13 protein-coding genes are annotated in these 19224 nt (G+C 39.4%); 4 read left to right on the top strand and 9 right to left on the bottom strand.

What is annotated here, in order from left to right:
- Nucleotides 1-88 precede the first annotated feature (88 nt).
- Entirely contained in the window at nt 89-997 is a 909-nt protein-coding gene (locus tag AC1EU0_RS13265) for a permease (protein ID WP_480302943.1), read from the top strand.
- Between the two features lie 134 nt (nt 998-1131).
- Complete coding sequence (locus tag AC1EU0_RS13260) at nt 1132-2811, top strand: acyl-CoA dehydrogenase family protein (protein WP_480302942.1); 1680 nt, start codon at nt 1132-1134, stop codon at nt 2809-2811.
- A 69-nt stretch (nt 2812-2880) separates the two neighbouring features.
- On the opposite strand, the gene AC1EU0_RS13255 is transcribed toward AC1EU0_RS13260, so the two are convergent.
- The 4 genes from AC1EU0_RS13255 to zwf all read right to left on the bottom strand — a co-directional run bounded on the left by AC1EU0_RS13255 (nt 2881) and on the right by zwf (nt 7728).
- The gene (locus AC1EU0_RS13255; RefSeq protein WP_480302941.1) at nt 2881-3525 is read right to left on the bottom strand and encodes a bifunctional 4-hydroxy-2-oxoglutarate aldolase/2-dehydro-3-deoxy-phosphogluconate aldolase; all 645 of its coding nucleotides are present in this window, start codon (nt 3523-3525) and stop codon (nt 2881-2883) included.
- A 15-nt stretch (nt 3526-3540) separates the two neighbouring features.
- Nucleotides 3541-5367, bottom strand: coding sequence for a phosphogluconate dehydratase (edd, locus tag AC1EU0_RS13250; protein WP_480302940.1), 1827 nt, complete (start codon nt 5365-5367; stop codon nt 3541-3543).
- A gap of 127 nt (nt 5368-5494) precedes the next feature.
- The gene (pgl, locus tag AC1EU0_RS13245; RefSeq protein ID WP_480302939.1) at nt 5495-6196 is read right to left on the bottom strand and encodes a 6-phosphogluconolactonase; all 702 of its coding nucleotides are present in this window, start codon (nt 6194-6196) and stop codon (nt 5495-5497) included.
- Nucleotides 6197-6255: 59 nt separating this feature from the next.
- Complete coding sequence (gene zwf / locus AC1EU0_RS13240) at nt 6256-7728, bottom strand: glucose-6-phosphate dehydrogenase (RefSeq protein WP_480302999.1); 1473 nt, start codon at nt 7726-7728, stop codon at nt 6256-6258.
- 349 nt (nt 7729-8077) lie between these two features.
- Between zwf and AC1EU0_RS13235 the strand changes: the two genes are divergently transcribed.
- Nucleotides 8078-8932 (top strand): MurR/RpiR family transcriptional regulator, encoded by an 855-nt coding sequence (locus AC1EU0_RS13235; protein WP_480302938.1) that lies wholly within the window; start codon nt 8078-8080, stop codon nt 8930-8932.
- Nucleotides 8933-9203: 271 nt separating this feature from the next.
- Nucleotides 9204-10643 carry a pyruvate kinase gene (gene pyk / locus AC1EU0_RS13230; protein ID WP_480302937.1) on the top strand — a complete coding sequence of 480 codons (1440 nt, stop codon included), beginning with the start codon at nt 9204-9206 and terminating at the stop codon, nt 10641-10643.
- A gap of 47 nt (nt 10644-10690) precedes the next feature.
- Here the strand turns inward: pyk and AC1EU0_RS13225 are convergent, their stop codons facing one another.
- From AC1EU0_RS13225 to AC1EU0_RS13205, 5 genes are all read right to left on the bottom strand, one after another.
- Entirely contained in the window at nt 10691-11317 is a 627-nt protein-coding gene (locus tag AC1EU0_RS13225; protein WP_480302936.1) for a hypothetical protein, read from the bottom strand.
- Entirely contained in the window at nt 11310-12992 is a 1683-nt protein-coding gene (locus AC1EU0_RS13220; RefSeq protein WP_480302935.1) for an ankyrin repeat domain-containing protein, read from the bottom strand. Before AC1EU0_RS13220 ends, AC1EU0_RS13225 begins: the two co-directional genes overlap by 8 nt.
- Before the next feature lie 192 nt (nt 12993-13184).
- A complete protein-coding gene (locus AC1EU0_RS13215; RefSeq protein WP_480302934.1) occupies nt 13185-15461 on the bottom strand; it encodes an acyl-CoA dehydrogenase in 2277 nt (758 codons plus the stop codon).
- A gap of 59 nt (nt 15462-15520) precedes the next feature.
- Nucleotides 15521-16141, bottom strand: coding sequence for a TetR family transcriptional repressor PsrA (psrA, locus tag AC1EU0_RS13210; protein ID WP_480302933.1), 621 nt, complete (start codon nt 16139-16141; stop codon nt 15521-15523).
- 90 nt (nt 16142-16231) lie between these two features.
- Complete coding sequence (locus AC1EU0_RS13205; RefSeq protein ID WP_480302932.1) at nt 16232-19192, bottom strand: ankyrin repeat domain-containing protein; 2961 nt, start codon at nt 19190-19192, stop codon at nt 16232-16234.
- Nucleotides 19193-19224: the final 32 nt, after the last annotated feature.

Raw genomic sequence — 19224 nt, 5'->3', positions numbered from 1 at the left:
TTATATTTCCATATTACTAGAAATAACTTGATCAATCTAATTTAAATCTTTATATTTCGAACATTCCAGAAATATAGAGATTTAAATTATGTTTACTCAAACTCAGCTGCAAGAAACACTACACATGTTTGCATTCTTGGCTTTCGAACTAAGTGCTTTGTTCCTGTTGATCAGTTATATCGTTGGTGTGCTTCAGGAATACATTCCCCCGTCAAAAATACAAAGTATTTTAAGTAGCAAGAATGGTAAGGGTTATATTGTTGCAGGATTCCTTGGTGCCATTACTCCATTTTGCTCTTGTTCAACCATTCCTTTTTTAAAAGGGCTACTGAGAGCTAAAGCTGGATTTGGAACCATGATGGTGTTTTTGTTTGCATCACCATTACTTAATCCAATCATTATCGGATTATTTACGGTAACTTTTGGTTGGAAAGTAGCACTATTTTATTTTGTGATGGCAATGGGAGTCTCTGTTATTGCAGGCTATCTGCTTGAAAAACTTGGGTTTGAGAAATACATCAAAGCTGAAGCTTATCTAGCGCCAGAACCAAGCTGCTCTGCTGGCTGTGGCGCTTCAAGTAAACCAATAAAAAAATGGCGAAAAATTTGGAATGCTACTTGGAAAGACTTTAAAAAAGTACTGCCCTATCTGTTCGGTGGTATTGCAATTGGTTCAATGATTTACGGATTTATGCCGACCGATTTTGTTGCGCAATATGCAAGCAAAGACAACCCGTTTGCAATTCCTGTTGCGGCAGTAATAGGAATACCTTTATACATTAGAGCTGAAGCGGTAATTCCTTTGAGCGCCGCATTAGCTGCGAAAGGAATGGGCTTAGGTGCTGTAATGGCGTTGATCATTGGTAGTGCTGGAGCAAGTTTGACTGAAGTGATTTTATTGAAATCTATTTTTAAAATTAAAATCCTCCTAGCTTTCTTAGGTGTAGTAATCACGATGGCTATCGTATCAGGTTACTTATACGACTTATTGTTTTAAACAAGCTTTACCTAATCAATAACATCTTTACCATCGCTCCAGCTTTGAGCTGGAGCGCATTTTTACTCCCTCATTAAGCTCCTGTTGAGCCTCTAGGCTCGAAAATATTCAAAAATCACAAACCTAGATAGAAAATGTCAAAGAACAATTTCCAAGTAATCAAACCAAACTGCATAGACTTTCTTTCCACTTTTAACACCCATAACGTAGAAAATCAGCCACAATGGAAAAATCACAACTTATTTTCAAGCGACAATATTTTACGGTTTTGGGTTGATAAATTTAACGGAAATTGGGGAGCAAAAAAGCTCAATTTGATGGGACAATTCTATCAATTGAAAGGAATCGAACTTGGAGAACAAGCGAACCAGTTTCCACCCACATTACAAACTCATGATCGCAATGGTAATAGAATTGACATCGTAAAGTATCACTCCAGTTATCATCAATTGATGCAATATGCCATAAATCACCAAATGCACGCCTTACCTTGGATTGAGGAACAAGTAGGTTCTCATGTGGTACGAGCCGCAATGGAATTTCTACACATGCAAGCTGATGCGGGTTCAGGGTGTCCTTTAACCATGTCTTTTGCTGCTGCAGCGATTTTAAAGCATTCCCCTAACCTAGCCGAACAATGGCTACCTTTACTGACTTCTAACGCCTACGATGACTCAGACAGACCCTATTATGAAAAAAAAGGCGTAACGATAGGAATGGCAATGACAGAAAAGCAAGGTGGCTCGGATGTTAGACGCAATACCACTTTTGCCGAACCGATAAATAATAGAGGCAATGGCGAACCTTACTTGCTTGTTGGACACAAATGGTTCTGTTCTGCCCCGATGTCAGACGCTTTCTTTGTGCTTGCTCAAACCGATAAAGGTCTATCTTGCTTTTTATTGCCAAGGTGGACGCCAGACGGTGAGAAAAATCATTTTCAAATTCAGAGGCTTAAAAATAAGTTAGGCAATCACTCTAACGCATCATCTGAAATCGAATTTAGAGGTGCATTCGCATGGCTTATAGGTGAAGAAGGCGCAGGTGTAAGAAGTATTATTAATATGGTTTCTCTCACTCGCTTTGACTGTATGATTGGCTCTTCGGCTCTAATGCGTTCAGCGTTATCTCATGCCCTTAACTTCACCTCCCAACGACACGTTTTTAATTCAGTATTGAGTCAAACTCCATTGATGAAAAATGTATTAGCCGATTTGGCGCTCGAGTCTGAAGCCGCTACAGCCCTTTCATTTCGAGTCGCACATGCACTTGATAAAAAAGATGACCCTATTGAGAAAGTTTTTATTCGACTTGCCACAGCCATAGGAAAGTATTGGATTTGTAAACGTGCACCACATTTCATATACGAGGCAATGGAGTGCATTGGTGGAATAGGTTACGTAGAAGATAATTTTTTACCTAGACTCTATCGAGAAGCACCTGTCAATGCGATTTGGGAAGGTTCTGGAAACATTCAATGTTTAGACATAATCAGAGTCATACTGAAACAACCTAAAGACCTAGATTGTATATTGACGTTATTAAAAGGCTCTTGTGGTTTGTACGAAAATTACGATTTATTGCTATCAGAGATAATTGATAATAAAGACACGATAATACAAAAAGAAACCCAATTAAGAAGTATTATGGATAAAATTGCCAAGTTACTTATCGCCAATACATTTATTATCTATGGTGAATCTAAAGTTGCCGAAATCTATTGTGAAGAAAAGTTAACACCTACATGCACTCAAAACATAGGCACACTTTCTGAGCATGTTGATTTTGACTTTTTAATAGAAAGGGCTTTATAGCTCAAAACAGCAAAAAAAGAGCACTCTATATAGAGTGCTCTTATGATAAAACTTACAAGAAGTATCGTTTTATATGCCAGCTAAGGCTTCTTTACATAACTCAGTAACTCTATCCCAGTCACCTGCTTCAATAGCATCAGAAGGAGCAATCCAGCTTCCACCGATACAATCAATAAAGTCTAACTCAAGGTAATCTTTATAGTTTTTAGGTGAAATTCCGCCAGTAGGACAAAAATGAATGTCTTTCGGAAGTGGTCCTGCAAAGGCTTTCAACGTCTTAACGCCACCCGAAGCTTCAGCTGGAAAGAACTTTAAGTGCTTATAGCCAAGCTCCAAAGCGGTCATGATTTCAGAGATCGTAGCAACACCAGGGAACATTGGAACGCCAGACTGTGTGCCTGCTTTTAATAAATCAACAGATGCACCAGGTGTAATAATGAACTCAGAGCCAGCATCAATAGCTTGTTGAAGTTGCTCTTCATTCAATACTGTACCAGCGCCCACTAACGCTTCAGGTACTTCTTGCTTAATCAGCTTAATTGCTTCTAATGCACATTCAGTTCGTAAAGTAATTTCTAATACAGAAATACCACCGGCGACCAAAGCTTTTGCCAAAGGAACGGCGTGCTCAAGCTTTTTAATCACCATTACAGGAACAACAGGACTGCGCTTAAATACTTCAGCTGGTTGTAAAGACCAATTATTATTTACCATTTTGTGTTCCTTGTATTAATACAGTTCATCAACTGCTTGTGTGCAACGAGCACCCGTTTCAGGGCTACTTAAATTGTTTCTTAATGCACTAAACAGCTCTCGTCCCATTCCATAGTGAGACTTTCTTAAATCGATTGCTTCTGCTTTACGATTTGATAATTCATTATCATCAACCAACAAAGATAACTCACCCGTTGTAGCATCGATTCTGATCACATCACCGTCTTCGATCTTGGAGATTAAGCCACCATCAATGGCTTCAGGTGTTAAGTGAATGGCGGCAGGCACTTTACCTGAAGCCCCAGACATACGACCATCAGTAAGCAATGCAACACGGAAGCCTTTATCTTGTTGAGAGCCTAACAAAGGTGTGAGCTTGTGGAGTTCTGGCATGCCATTGGCCTTTGGCCCCTGCCCTTTGACAACAACAACACAATCTTTATCTAAACCACCAGCATCAAAAATAGCTTGAAGCTTATTTTGGTCGTCTATAACAACAGCTGGAGCTTCTACAATGCGGTTTTCAGGCTGTACGGCCGATACTTTAAGTACTGCACGACCCAAGTTGCCTTTCATTAACTTCAAACCACCGTTTGGCTGGAATGGAGACTGAACACCTGTCAGAACTTCTTTATCTAAACTTTCAGTTGGCCCATCAACCCAAGTTAATTTGCCATCAATCAGTTTTGGCTCTAGGGTATATTTTTTCAAACCATAGCCAGCGACAGTGTTGACGTCTTCATGCAATAAACCAGCTTCAAGTAACTCATGGATCAGGTAAGCCATACCACCGGCTGCATGGAAGTGGTTAATATCAGCATGTCCGTTTGGATAAACACGAGCTAATAAAGGCACAACATCTGATAGCTCTGAGAAATCATCCCAGTTAATGATGATGCCTGCCGCTCTAGCAGCAGCAACCATGTGCATAGTTAAGTTAGTAGAGCCACCAGTCGCAAGTAAAGCAACAATTCCGTTAACTAAAGACTTCTCATTAACAATTTCGCCAATAGGAGAATATTGACCACTGTGTTCGGTTATACGGCATACTTGATGTGCGGCCGTTGCATTCAGAGCAGCTCGTAGAGGATCATCAGGATTGACAAACGAAGAGCCCGGTAATTGCAGTCCCATTACTTCAAGCATTAACTGGTTAGAGTTTGCAGTACCGTAGAAAGTACAAGTACCAGCACTGTGATATGACTTAGACTCGGCTTCTAGAAGCTCATCACGACCCACTAGGCCTTGAGCGAACTTTTGACGAATACGTGCTTTTTCTTTATTTGGAATACCAGACTTCATTGGTCCAGCAGGTACAAATAACATTGGTAAGTGACCAAAACTTAATGCACCAATCAATAAACCAGGAACAATTTTGTCGCAGATCCCGAGCAATAAAGCCCCATCAAACATATTATGAGATAGACCCACGGCGGATGCCATCGCAATGATTTCTCGGCTTAGAAGACTTAACTCCATACCCGGTTGACCTTGAGTCACACCATCACACATTGCCGGTACACCACCAGCAACCTGAGCAACACTGCCTACTTCGTTACAAGCTTTTTTCAGTATTTCAGGATAATCAGCATAGGGCTGATGAGCCGAAAGCATGTCGTTATAAGCAGTAACGATACCAATATTGGCTTTATTAAATTGCTGTAGCGAGGTTTTATCTTCTGAGCTACAAGCCGCAAAACCATGTGCAAGGTTACCGCAGCTTAACGAACTACGATGAACACCTTTTGCTTGTGCATCCTTCAAAGCTGCAAGATAGTTAGCGCGAGTATCTTTACTGCGCTCAATAATCCTGTCAGTAACGGATTGAATAACTGAATGCATGTTTGCCTCCTACGGGCTTTTATATATTTCTCAATTAGATGCTTGTATCAGCAAGCATCTATTGCCTTAATGAACTGCAAAGGCTGGAGCTCCCGACTATAAGCTGGGATGGATTAGTTTGAGAAAATTAACAACTCCAATAAACATCTACTGGGGTTTGTGACTGAGAAAGCACTGCACGAATCGGCATCTCGCTCACATCATCGCTTTGCTGAGATTGACGATATACATCAAGCTTAGACTCACCCACTAAATGTAAAAATACTTGGCGACTAGAAAGGATCCTTGTTTTAGTCAGAGTAATACGCTCATGTGTAGCACTTGCTGGAGTGACAGCTACACAAGTCTTTTCACTTGTGAGCGCATTCTCTAACTCCAACGATGATGCACATGGGAACCATGAACATGTATGACCATCATTTCCCATACCTAAAATGACAACATCAAACTTGTCTGGGAAATGCTCCAATTTTTCACTGGCTAATGCAGCACCTTCACTGGCAGTTGCAAACATATTTTTTAGACCAGTAAATTTGGCAAACGACGCTTTATTTTTCAGTAAATGCTCACGAACCAAAGCTTCATTCGAAGCCGAATCATCAACATCAACCCAGCGCTCATCAGCCAAAGTGATATACACACTTTGCCAATCGATATTTTTGATACTCAATAGTTTAAACAGCTCGATTGGGGTTGAGCCACCAGAAACCACTAGGCTGGCACTACCGCGATTATCAACGCCTTCTTGTAATAAGGTCGCTATTTTATCAGCAAGCTTTTCCGCCAATTGTGTTGCACTATCAAAAGACTTAAATACAGCTTCTTTCATTGTATCCAATCCAAGTTTTATCATTGCAAAGAAGCTAAGCTTCTTTGCAATTAATTAGTTTATTCGTCCCAAGAACGACCATCTTTACTGATCAAAGCAACCGAAGCTACGGGTCCCCATGAGCCTGCTGGGTATGCTTTAGGTTTTTCACCTGCATGATCCCACGCCTCCATAATGCCATCGACCCATTGCCATGCTTGCTCAACTTCATCACGGCGTACAAACAAAGCCTGATTGCCTTTCATTGCTTCATGAAGCAAACGTTCGTAGGCATCAGCAATTCGATCGTTTTTGAAAGTGTCAGAGAAACTCAAATCTAATTTGGTGGTTTGTAAACGCTGTTTTTGCTCCAACCCAGGCACTTTATTCATCATCTGAATTTCCACACCTTCATGTGGTTGTAACCGAATCGTTAACTTATTGGGTGGGAGATTGCGATAACTGTCACGATATAAGTTGTGTGGAGGGTTTTTAAAATAAACCACAATTTCAGAGCTTTTTAATGGCATGCGCTTACCGCTTCTTAAATAAAACGGAACACCTGCCCAGCGCCAATTATCAATATCAACTCTTAATGCAACAAAGGTTTCAGTGTTAGAGTCAATATTTGCACCTTCTTCTTCTAGGTAACCCGGAACGGCACGGCCTTCTAGAAAACCTGAGCTGTATTGTCCACGAACAGTATTTTCATAGACATTATCTTGGTTAATTCGACGTAAGGATTTAAGCACTTTCACTTTTTCATCACGGATACTATCAGCGTCAAGGTCAACAGGTGGATCCATTGCCACTAAAGATAAAATCTGTAATAAGTGATTCTGGATCATGTCTCGCATTTGACCCGCTTTGTCAAAATAACCCCAGCGCCCTTCAATACCAACGGCTTCGGCTACGGTGATTTGTACATGATCAATGGTTCGGTTGTCCCATTTAGACGCAAATAACGAATTAGCAAAACGAAGTGCAATAAGGTTTTGAACCGTCTCTTTACCTAGGTAATGGTCAATACGATAAATCTGAGATTCATTAAAATAGGTGGAAACTTGATCATTGATGACTTTTGAACTTTCAAGATCATTACCAATTGGTTTTTCTAGAACCACACGAGTTTCAGAATTGATCAATTGTTGTTCATTCAGACAGCGACATATGTCACCAAATAGAAAAGGAGGCGTTGCAAAATAATTGACCATAACGCGTTTTTTAAGATCAATTATGTCATGAAATTTCTCGTAACTTTCAGCGTTTGTAAATTCAGCACCAATATAAAAACAACGTTTCACAAACCTTGATAATGTCTCTGGACAAAGGTCTTCTTTTACAAATTTTTCCAGTGCTTCCGTTACTCGTTGATGATACTCCTCTTGACTAAAATCGTCTTTGGCAACACCAATAATTCTTGTATCTTCAGCCAGTAGATTCGCTTTATCTAGCTGATATAAAGATGGCAAAAGCTTCCTTTTTGCCAAATCACCTTTAGTACCAAACAATACAAAATCACAAGCTTTAGCGTCTGAGTTTTTTTTACCCATCACCAACCTCACTCCTTTCAATATCTGTGACACTTGCCAGAGAAAATTGGCAAATCATCACACAATTTTGTTGTAATATAACAACAGAATCGACCAATTGCACCTGTAAATTGAAAAAATACAAGTTTTCTTATGTAGCCAGTTCTGATCAAAATCTGGTATTCTTTTTGTTCATTAATTACTGTAGTTATAAAAATCTTTTCAGATTTGATACAAAAAGTTACGCGCATGTTCATTTCAGGGAAGAACGTATAGTTAAATCAATATAGATTGGCTGCTCTGAGAGCCCTAATTTATGTCGATTTAGCTATAGAATTATGACAACTTATATAGAGCGGACACATATAGCATGAACACCCTAGAAAAAGTTCAAAATAGCCTAATCCACTTTAGTAAATCAGAGCGTAAAGTTGCTGAAGTTATCCTAGCATCACCTCAAACAGCTATTCACTCAAGCATTGCAACCCTAGCCAAAATGGCCGATGTAAGTGAACCTACGGTTAACCGCTTTTGTCGCCGCTTGGATACTAAAGGTTTCCCTGATTTTAAACTGCACTTAGCCCAGAGCCTAGCCAATGGTACACCTTATGTCAGCCGACATGTAGAAGAAGATGACTCTGCTGATTCTTACACCACTAAAATCTTTGAATCATCGATGGCTTCTTTGGATTTAGCTCGTCAAAGCCTTGATATGAATGCGATTAATCGCGCTGTCGATATCCTTACACAAGCTAAGACCATTTCATTTTTTGGTCTAGGCGCATCTTCATCTGTTGCTCACGATGCTCAAAATAAGTTTTTCCGTTTCAATGTTCCTGTAATTTGTTTTGATGATGTGTTGATGCAACGTATGAGCTGCATCAACTGTAATGATGGTGATGTCGTGGTGTTGATTTCGCACACAGGGCGTACCAAATCTCTTATTGAAATTGCCAAGCTTGCCCGTGAAAATGGTGCAGCAGTAATAGGCATTACAGCAAGAAACTCTCCGCTATCTCTTGAGTGTTCCTTAGCAGTTACTATGGAAGTGGGCGAAGATACTGATGTATTCTTACCAATGGCCTCACGTTTAGCTCAATTAGTTGTGGTAGACGTATTATCAACAGGCTTCATGCTTCGTCGCGGCCCTCGCTTTAGAGATAACTTAAAGCGTGTGAAAGAAGTATTGAAGGAATCAAGAATCAATAAAGATCTGACCGAATAATAACTAGGCTTATCCTAAAATGGCAGAAGTAGAACCTGAACTTCTGCCACCCTTTCTCTAAAATTTTGTCATTGCTCACAAATAATTCTATAAAACCCATCATTTTGGTGTAACTTTCCTACATTACAGTAAGAACTTTGGTAAGATATTTCAAAATTATTCAAGATGCAGACTTTCAGTATTTCAAGAGATAGGTATTGACTAGTTGCATGTTGAATAATTTTTTTAAACAGAATTCTTCCATAATTTTGATTCATTAACGGAGTATCTCATGTTCCGCAGAACTAAGATCGTTACCACTCTTGGCCCAGCTACTGACCGCGATGATAATTTACGTAAAATCATTGCAAAAGGTGCAAACGTTGTTCGTCTAAACTTCTCTCACGGCTCACCAGAAGATCACTTAAAGCGTGCTAATGATGTTAGAAGCATTGCTAAAGAACTTGGTGTTAACGTCGCTATTTTAGGTGATTTACAAGGCCCTAAAATTCGTGTTTCTACCTTTAAAGACAACAAAAAAGTACAACTAGACCTTGGTCAGCCTTTCGTTCTTGATGCAGAACTAGCAAAAGGTGAAGGTGATGAACACCAAGTTGGTATCGACTATAAAGAACTTCCTGATGACGTAAACATTGGCGACATCTTGATGCTTGACGATGGTCGCGTTCAATTACGTGTTGAAAAAGTAGAAGGTCGTAAAGTACACACAACTGTTACTGTTGCCGGTCCTCTTTCAAATAACAAAGGTATCAACAAGCAAGGTGGTGGCCTTTCAGCTGCAGCACTTACTGACAAAGATAAAGCTGACATCATTACAGCAGCTGAAATCAAAGTTGATTACCTAGCAGTTTCTTTCCCACGTACAGGTGCTGACTTAGACTATGCTCGTCGTCTAGTTAACGAAGCAGGTCACGCTCCAATGATCGTCGCTAAAGTTGAGCGTGCAGAAGCCGTTGAAACTCAAGAAGCGATGGATGATGTGATCAAAGCTTCTGACGTTGTAATGGTCGCTCGTGGTGACTTGGGTGTTGAAATCGGTGACGCAGCCCTAGTTGCAGTACAAAAGCAGTTAATCAGCCGATCACGTCAATTGAATAAAGTTGTAATTACGGCAACTCAAATGATGGAGTCTATGATCACCAGCCCAATGCCGACACGTGCTGAAGTAATGGACGTTGCAAACGCTGTACTTGATGGTACTGATGCGGTAATGCTTTCTGCTGAAACTGCTGCTGGTGACTTCCCAGAAGAAACCGTAACAGCTATGGGTAATGTGTGTGTTGGTGCTGAAGCTCACCCAAGCATTCGTGTTTCTAAACATCGCTTAGATCAAACTTTTGATTCAATCGAAGAAACCATTGCGATGTCAACCATGTATGCTGCGAACCACTTAAATGGTATTAAGGCTATTGTTGCGTTAACTGAGTCTGGCTCAACACCTCAGTTGATGTCTCGTATCAGCTCTTCATTGCCTATTTTTGCACTTTCTCGTCACGAAAAAACGCTAGCAAAAATGGCGCTATACCGCGGTGTAAAGCCAGTTTACTTCGACTCGACAAAATGCAGTGCAGAAGCTTTAGCTAAAACAGCATTAGATGAGTTAGTTGGAACTGGTGACTTACAATCAGGTGACATGGTTCTTATGACTAAAGGTGACGCAATGGAAACTGTTGGCGGCACTAATACTTGTAAAGTCGTCATTGTTGCCTAAAAGCATAGATATCACACGTTATTGAGGAAGCCAAATGGCTTCCTTTTTTATAATGGGTCCATAGTAAGTGGTACAACAGAACTTTCTTCATAGGATTTCAAAAATTTTTCTGCAAATGCTGACTTACCAACAAACCGAGCAATATACCTAATAGGTACGGGGTCGACGACTCTATACATACCAAAGTATTTAGTGCCTTGATAATAAAACGTTGCCAATGAGTTCCCTTCCTCTCGAAAGAGTGAGAGTGAAACTTTCCCACCTTCCGAAGTAACACCTTTTGTTTCTAAACACACTTTCGCATTTTTAAGTTTTCCTTTTTGAGTTTCTGCATAAAACTTATAATGAAAAAATAGATGCGTTTCTTTCTGCTCAATAGGATTTTTTGCTTTTCTATCAATAAATTCTTGAGACTCAGGCATATCACCAAAAAAAAATAAGAGTCGCTCTCTAGAGGGCATATTTTGGCTACACATAATTCCATGGAAATCACCTTTAGTGTAATAGAATATATTTCCTTCTTCTTTTGAAAAGTAAACCTGATATATGTGTGTTAAACCCTGAGTAGTTTTAAAACACTTTTGTTTGAGCAAAGAACTATTACTAAGGTTCTTTTCTTTCATTACTGGGAAGAAGAAAGAATAATCGACACTTATTATTTTATCTTCACTCATCACGTAAATAAGTATCCATAAAACTACGTAAGTATGTATTCATAAAATCAACAATCTCATGATGCCCACAATCCATAGCAAGACTCAGAGGTTTTCGTTTGCTTGTATCGAGAACATCAAGGTTAACCCCTTGATTCACCAGCCATGAGACACACTCTTTATGGCCATAAAAAGCAGCGAAATGTAAAGGTGTTCTTTTTGATTCTAGAGTTGGCTTTGAAAGCACTGCTCCAATTCTTGATAAATGCTGCAAACACTCCAGCCTTCCTTTTCTAGCTGCAATACTAGCCGGTGTATGTCCGTCAACACTGGCCTGATTTATTAAGTCTGGTCTTAAATTGCAAAGTGTTTTTAATGTATCTAAATTACCATAGAGCGCAGCGATATGAATAGGCGTACGCCCATTATCAGGAAGAGTGCTTTGTTTATCAGAAAAATGTGGATTTAGCACTTGAATGCATGCTGAATTGCCATATGCCGCAGCTTTATGAAATAAAGAATAACCATCCGAACTATCAATAAATTGCGTAAATTTGACTTTTTCGGTCACACCTTTGGATACACACTGACGTAAGTCTTCATTATTGGACTCTTCAACCGCTCTGAACATTTGATAGGCTAAAATCTGATCCCTATTCTCAGCCTCACTTCTTAATAAGTTAGAGACACTTACATCATCCTGCTCTTCAATGTTAATAAAAGTATAAACTAACTTCGCTGCTTCTATTTCTCCCGATCTCAGTGCTAGTAGAACATCTAGATTTGTTACTTGTTCTAAATTATTTTCTAAAATTACAGCGTTTAATTCACGGATAATAGCAAGATGCCCTTCTTTTAATGCATAACTTAAAGGCGTTAATTGAAAACGATCGGCTTGGTTAATATAAAGTAAGCTCTTATCTAGAAGTTTTTTTACACATTCATAATGACCATTTCTGACCGCCAAATGTAAAGGGAGTCGGCCTTTATGATCCAGCACTAAGCAATTTGCGCCTGCTGCTAATAATTTATCAAGAGCCTCTGGCTTATTACACTCAGCAGCTAGATGAAGCGATGTTTTTCTTTGAGCATTTCTTAGATTCGGATCCGCTTTCGAATCAAGCAGAATCTCAACAAAATCAACAGGGAAATATGCCACAGCAATCATTAAGAGCGTATCACCATTGCGCACACGTGCATCAACGTTAATTGGCTGCTCCAATAAAGCGCGTGCCTTCTGAATATCATCAGCCTCAAGGCATTGATAGAATTCATCAAAATTTGGAACTTGTTTGTCATTAAAAAAAACAGCAAATAATGCTGGGGATGTCGTCTCTGGTAATGTTAAGACTGACATTGATGAACATTCTTGAGCTTCATATAAGGTTGGGCGCTCAGGAGGGGTATGCACACCAATCAATCTAATTCGATCTTCATAAGCACGCTTCTGTAAAGCAACCCCATCCTTATTAGTAAAATATGTTTCAAAAAAGCCAAAGTTTTGAAATTGGAGTTCAGATCCATGGGCAGTTCGATTAACACTGAAAATGCTATAAGCTTTCTCTCCATTTTCGTCCCAAGACACCATCAACAGCTTTTTCTGCTGAGCAACTGCTGTAATCAACGCAGCGTTAAATGGAATACAGTTTTGATGACTTTGCGCTTGCCCAATAGGGACTGTTGAAGAAGTAGCCATGATTTATGCCTCTAAAAATTAAACGTCAATACGAACAAGCTTGAGAGAAGAAAACCGATAGGAAGATAATAGAGTAACATTTCGAATTTAAGTCTGATAAATCATTTAGTTATATTTTATTGGCGAAATAAACAAAAAACGCCACAACTAGTTAGTTGTGGCGCTTTTATTTATTAGACCAGCTAAGTCAAACTATAGCTTGTCAAAATCATCAACATGAATGGCTTCTAACCTCAGATCATCCGCTTCTTTAAGTTGATTAAACTCAGCTTCAGAAATTACATTACTCTCTAATGCTGATTCAAATAACCCCATACCCCTAGCTTTACGCTCTAAAGTGCCAGCTTTCTGTGCCGAAGAAATTTTGGCCATGATGTCACGACACTCATATTGTGCGATAAATGCATTTTCAACTTCAGCGATACCACTGTTATCCCCTTCAAATACACGACTTAAGAAGGTTAATCTCTCTCTAGCTGGTGACGGTTTGCTCATGGACTCTGCAAGTTTAATGGCTAAGTCATCTGCTGGCTTTTCAAAATGATTGCCCAATGGGAAAATCAAGCCTCTCAAAATCCATGCAATTGGGCGATTAGGGAAGTTAGCAATCGCTTCTTGTAGAGCCTTAGCCGCCAAGTGTAAACGCTCTTGCATAACATAGTGCACTAGAGGAAGCTCATCTTGCTGATGACCATTATCTTCAAAATGTTTCAACGTTGCAGAACCAAGGTACAACTGACTCAACACATCACCAAGTCTTGCCGATAGCATTTCTTTACGCTTCAAGTCTCCGCCAAGAATTAACATGGCAATATCACTCATGAAAGCTAATGCCGAAGAAAGTCGAGTCATGTTTTTATAGTATTGCTGGGTCTCACCTGCAACCGGTGCAGAAGCCAAACTACTACGTGAAAGCGCATGACCTAAGCTGCTAAATGCATTTCGACAAGCATACCCAATATGACCCATTAACAAGCGGTCAAAGCGATCTAATGCTGCTTTTTGGTCTTCCATTTGTGCGGTTTCCATTTCAGGTAGCACATATGGATGACATCGAGTGGCACCTTGACCGAAGATCATTAAAGAACGAGTTAAGATATTCGCACCTTCAACGGTTATCGAGATTGGAATTCCCATGTAACCATGACCAAGATAGTTCTTTTTACCTAGTTGAATCCCCTTACCTGACTGAATATCCATTGCATCATTCATCACATCACGACCCAATTCTGTCATATGGTATTTAGCGATTGCCGTTACTACTGAAGGCTTAACTTTTAAATCAAGTCCAGTTGTCGTTAGACGCCTTGCCGCTTCAAGTTGATAAGTGTTTGCAATGATGCGCGCCATTGCTTCTTGCACGCCCTCAAATCGACCAATGGATAAACCAAATTGCTTACGAACATAACTATATGCCGTTGTAGTTTGAGTCGTAACATGCCCAGAAGCGGTTGCAAGTGCAGGTAACGAAATTCCACGCCCTGCAGATAAACATTCCACCAGCATACGCCAGCCTTTGCCCGCATATTGAGGACCACCGATAATCCAATCTAAAGGAATGAACACATCTTCACCGTGCGTCGTACCATTCATAAACGCTAAGTTCATTGGGTTATGGCGACGGCCAATGCTCACCCCTTCATGACTTGTGGGTATTAAAGCGCAAGTGATCCCTAAATCAACGGTATCTCCAAGTAATTTGTCTGGATCTCGCATTTGAAATGCTAAACCTAGAACCGTAGCAACCGGTGCAAGTGTGATATATCGCTTGTTCCAAGTTAAGGATAAACCAAGCACCTCTTCACCTTCGAACTCTCGACGACAAACAATACCAGTGTCAGGAATGCCACCTGCATCACTCCCTGCTTCTGGTCCAGTTAAAGCGAAGCATGGAATTTCTTCACCGTTAGCTAAACGTGGCAGCCAGTAATCACGTTGCTCATTCGTACCATAGTGAGTTAATAGTTCACCGGGGCCTAACGAATTTGGCACCATCACGGTCACAGCAGCACTAATACTGCGTGTTGCCAGCATGCCAACAATAGTGGAGTTGGCGTATGCCGAAAACTCTTTACCACCATATTTTTTCGGAATAATTAATGAAAAGAAGCCTTGAGACTTGAAGTAATCCCACAGCTCAGGAGGTAAATCCTTTCGCTTGTGGACGATATCGTAATCATCCATCATGGTCATCGAGGTTTTCACCTGATTATCAATAAAGTCCTTTTCTTCTTCCGTAAGGGTTGGTTGACCATAGCCATGGAGTTTATTCCAATCAGGCTTTCCTCGGAATAATTCACCTTCCCACCAAACATCTCCTGCCTCCATTGCCTCACGTTCTGTATCTGAAAGTGGTGGCAATACGCGTTTAAAAAATGCAAACGCAGGACGAGTGATGAGACGCATTCGAATGCTGTGAACACCAAAAACAATGGCAACAGCAATTAAGAGTAAAACAACAATGCTCATAACAACAAAACCTAAATTAGTTTAGAAAACGGTCTCTAAAGGGTTATTTTAAATACTCTTTATGAGTTAGTTACGCCTGAAGCCATATAAGGGATCAGTTTTCGGATTACAGTTTCAATGTCGTTGTGCTCCTCAAAATCAGCCGCAGCAATTTCCATCAAAGCATCCGATGAAGCCATAGTGAAAACCACAGTGCCTAATGTAAAATGCAATTTCCAAAACATGTCTGAATCAGGAATATCTGGAGCGCAGCTTTTTACGGCATCAATAAAGATTGAAAGAGAGTCTCCATAATGGGTAGTAAAAAACCAACGTAAATGGCCTTGGCTTTCAATATAACCACGACTGATCAATTGCAAAAAATTACTGGTGCCATCAGGATGTATGCGTTTTAACTCTAGCAATGGATTTACTAAGCTAGAAAATACATCCTCCAAACTACTTTCGTCAGGTAGTTGCTCTAATGAAGCAACTGCCGCTGGCATAAAAACATCGAGATACCTCGCTAATACAGCACGTATCAATTCTTTTTTGGAACCAAAATGATAGTTAACTGAAGCTAAATTCACTTCTGCTTTGCTGGTAATTAAACGTAATGATGTTTCAGAAAACCCGCGTTCTGCAAATAGCTTTTCTGCGGCATTGAGAATTTTGGTTTTTGTGCCTTTCACTGACGCCATACCATTAACTCACAATAAAAATTCAAACAGTTGTTTAAAATTATCGTTTAAAGATGAAAATGTCAAACAAAACGAGGATTTTATTAGTGACTACTGAAGTTTCTGAAAAGCTTCGACTAATTGTTGTTTATCCGCTCCATTCGCAAGTTCTATAGGAGTAAAACCTGTTTTATTTTTTTGTGTCAGCAAACCCTTTAGCAATTTAGGTTTCACATTGTTAACCAACACTTCCAAAGTATCTATTTGATCTTGCTCAGTTGTTTTATCAAAACGCAGCAATGAGTGTAATAAGTTTTCACTATCTGAATGTGAGGATTTATCAATTTTTGCACCATGCTCAAATAATAATTGCAGATGTTGAGGTTTCCCACGGGCAACTGCAACTTCGATAGCGGTAAAATTTAAATCGAAATCTCGAGTATCAATATTCTTTACAACTAAATCTTGTTTTAATGTTTCACGAAGCCTGTCTATTGGATAGTCACACCAAATGTATCTATGCAATTCTGCAACGTGTTTTCTCGCATCTAACTCACCTGAATTTTCTGATGGCTCACTCATTACAGGGCGATGTTCCAGCAAAATAGCGAGAACTTGATCAGGTTTGAAAAATCCCCAGTATATCGCCTCCAGTATTGGCGTTCTGCCATCAGCGTTTTTAAGGCTGTAAAACTTATGATCACCGCTATATAACTGTACCAGTTCAACCATATTATTCATTGCAGCCTGATGCATAATTGTGTTTTTAGTTAGTTGTGTTGGCAGGTAAATATTTGCACCATGTCGTGTAAGAATCTCTAACCAAGCATATTCTCTTATGAATACTGCAAGATGAATAGGAGCTAGGCCTGTTGGTCCAAAATATCTATTTACAAATGTATGAGTTTTCTCAGTTTGCTTAAGCCATTCAGTTATCTGATCTGGGGTTGGTTTACTACACAAGAATACAAACCATTCTTCAACTTTCTTTTGTTCTTCTTTGGATAACACTACTAGCTCAACTTGTTGCAGTTGAGGTAAATCGCTTTCAAATAATAATTTATACCCAGTAATAGCAGGACTTTTGAGCAACACTTTCATTTGCCAAAATTGAATGTCACTGGGGTTTCTTTCACCTATATATAATTCTAATGCTGTCTTACCCCATTTATTTCTATGATTTGGATCTGCTCCCGCTTTTAATAAACAAGCAACGCATTCAAGAGAATGAGCAATGACATAAAAAAGAGGTGTACAACCGAACTGATCAGAAGCATTAACATTGATTTTTGCTGTGTTAATCAGAAATTCTAAATCTTGGCTATCTATTTGCTCTAAAAAACCCTTCATGTTCCCTTGTGCGTAAAATTGCCCCTTAGTAAAAAAATGAACTACTCTGTCTATTTTTAAGAGATACTTACAATGTTCGTATTCTTTTATAGATAAATAATTCCAAAATACTTGCAGCCAATCACGAGTTTCAAGGTATTTAGATTCAACCCTAGCATCCACTAGCTTATAGATGAGTTGTGGGTGGTTATGGATCCGATACAGAATTTTCTCTGCATGAGGCATTTCAACGAATAACTTTTGCGTTAATAACCAGGCAATGGCTTTAATTGAGTTATTCTCGTAAAGGAACATTACTACCTTAAATTGTGCATCAAAATCGAACTCATCAGAGTTCATTCTTGCAATCAGCAAAGACGCGGCTGGGTAATTACCCCTATATAATGCGCTAAACAATGGCGGATGATCATGGTGATTTTTTACGTATAAGCATTTTCGTGCTTCTGGTAAAGACGTAGGTTGTTCCTCACTCCCCAATTGATGTTCTAAAAGATAACTTAGAACTGATGTAGACTCTTTATTCCTTATAGCTAGATGAATGGCAGATAAGCACTCTTGAGGTGACGCACAAAGATTAAAAAGATCGACTCCTTGCGAAACCAAAAACTTAACATTATTTAATTGGTTTGCGAGAATTGCGTAACCCAATGGTCTGTATTTTATGAATTCTGCTGTAGCACCAAACTGATTAATATATGGCTCAAATAGAACAGTTACTTCAGCGTCAGTCATAGTTGCTATATAAAATATCGGCACTTGTTCAATCAAAATACTGGTTTCACGCCCTAAATTGGGGTGATTGGTAATAATTAGTGCAACAATTGGCGAACTTTTAGACCAAACAGCCGCTTCTAAAGTCAAAGCCGAAACGGATTTGAGATCAAATTTTATGAGTGCATCAAATACAAAACAGTCACCACATAGTGCGGCGTATTCTAATGGGTGCTCTTGATAAGTTTCAAAAACCTGTTTTAAAGCAACAAGAAGGACTTCATTTTCCTTCTCAAACACAACCTGATGTACTTCTTTAAAGCTTGCTTCTACTGCGGAAAGACAACTGGCGCTTTGCTCACTTTGAGGATGAGGTAACAATAAAAGTAGTGCTTCCAATATGTCATTTTTATGAGTTTGATTAATAGTGCCTTGTTGAAATATATAATCCAATATTAATCTAACAACTTTACGTTCTCCATTCTTACAAGCGATGTACAGAGCACTTCCTTCATTTGCATCCTTAGCTAAACAGTCAACACTTTTAACGTCATTATTTTGAGACTTTGCTGACAATAATAGGGAATTGACTAAATGAATGTTTCGCTGACCTACAGCTAAATGAATGGGTTGAGATGAATCAGAAGCACGAGCGACTCTAGGGTCTGCACCATTGTTTAACAGAAGCTCAATTAAACCGGGATTTTCTTGCTCAACAGCAATATGAAGTGCTGAAAGACGTTCTTCATCATTAGTTGATGCGTTGATATCATATCCTAAATGTATCAGATGTTTAACCACCTCCATATGCCCATTTTTACAGGCAAGATGTAAACCATTAAGTCCATTAGAATCAAAAAGGCTATTATTTACCCCTATTTTAGAGCAGAGTGTTTTTAAAGGGGTTAAATTTCCAGCGCTGCAATCATCGAGAAACTTATGATTTAACTCTTCGATTGGAGTGTTATCGATGCCACCTGAAAAAAGTGTTCTAACAAAAGAGGCGACCATATTTATTACCAAGTAATAATATATTCACTTCA

It is taken from the genome of Parashewanella sp. 2210YD4-3 (assembly GCF_056591735.1).
This window is presented reverse-complemented; position numbering and strand designations above follow the sequence as displayed.

Coding starts and splice junctions, on each gene's coding strand:
- AC1EU0_RS13225 (WP_480302936.1), bottom strand. CDS start 11,317: ATGAGTGAAGATAAAATAATAAGTGTCGATTATTCTTTCTTCTTCCCA.
- edd (WP_480302940.1), bottom strand. CDS start 5,367: ATGCATTCAGTTATTCAATCCGTTACTGACAGGATTATTGAGCGCAGT.
- AC1EU0_RS13265 (WP_480302943.1), top strand. CDS start 89: ATGTTTACTCAAACTCAGCTGCAAGAAACACTACACATGTTTGCATTC.
- pyk (WP_480302937.1), top strand. CDS start 9,204: ATGTTCCGCAGAACTAAGATCGTTACCACTCTTGGCCCAGCTACTGAC.
- AC1EU0_RS13215 (WP_480302934.1), bottom strand. CDS start 15,461: ATGAGCATTGTTGTTTTACTCTTAATTGCTGTTGCCATTGTTTTTGGT.
- psrA (WP_480302933.1), bottom strand. CDS start 16,141: ATGGCGTCAGTGAAAGGCACAAAAACCAAAATTCTCAATGCCGCAGAA.
- AC1EU0_RS13220 (WP_480302935.1), bottom strand. CDS start 12,992: ATGGCTACTTCTTCAACAGTCCCTATTGGGCAAGCGCAAAGTCATCAA.
- AC1EU0_RS13260 (WP_480302942.1), top strand. CDS start 1,132: ATGTCAAAGAACAATTTCCAAGTAATCAAACCAAACTGCATAGACTTT.
- AC1EU0_RS13205 (WP_480302932.1), bottom strand. CDS start 19,192: ATGGTCGCCTCTTTTGTTAGAACACTTTTTTCAGGTGGCATCGATAAC.
- zwf (WP_480302999.1), bottom strand. CDS start 7,728: ATGGGTAAAAAAAACTCAGACGCTAAAGCTTGTGATTTTGTATTGTTT.
- AC1EU0_RS13255 (WP_480302941.1), bottom strand. CDS start 3,525: ATGGTAAATAATAATTGGTCTTTACAACCAGCTGAAGTATTTAAGCGC.
- AC1EU0_RS13235 (WP_480302938.1), top strand. CDS start 8,078: ATGAACACCCTAGAAAAAGTTCAAAATAGCCTAATCCACTTTAGTAAA.
- pgl (WP_480302939.1), bottom strand. CDS start 6,196: ATGAAAGAAGCTGTATTTAAGTCTTTTGATAGTGCAACACAATTGGCG.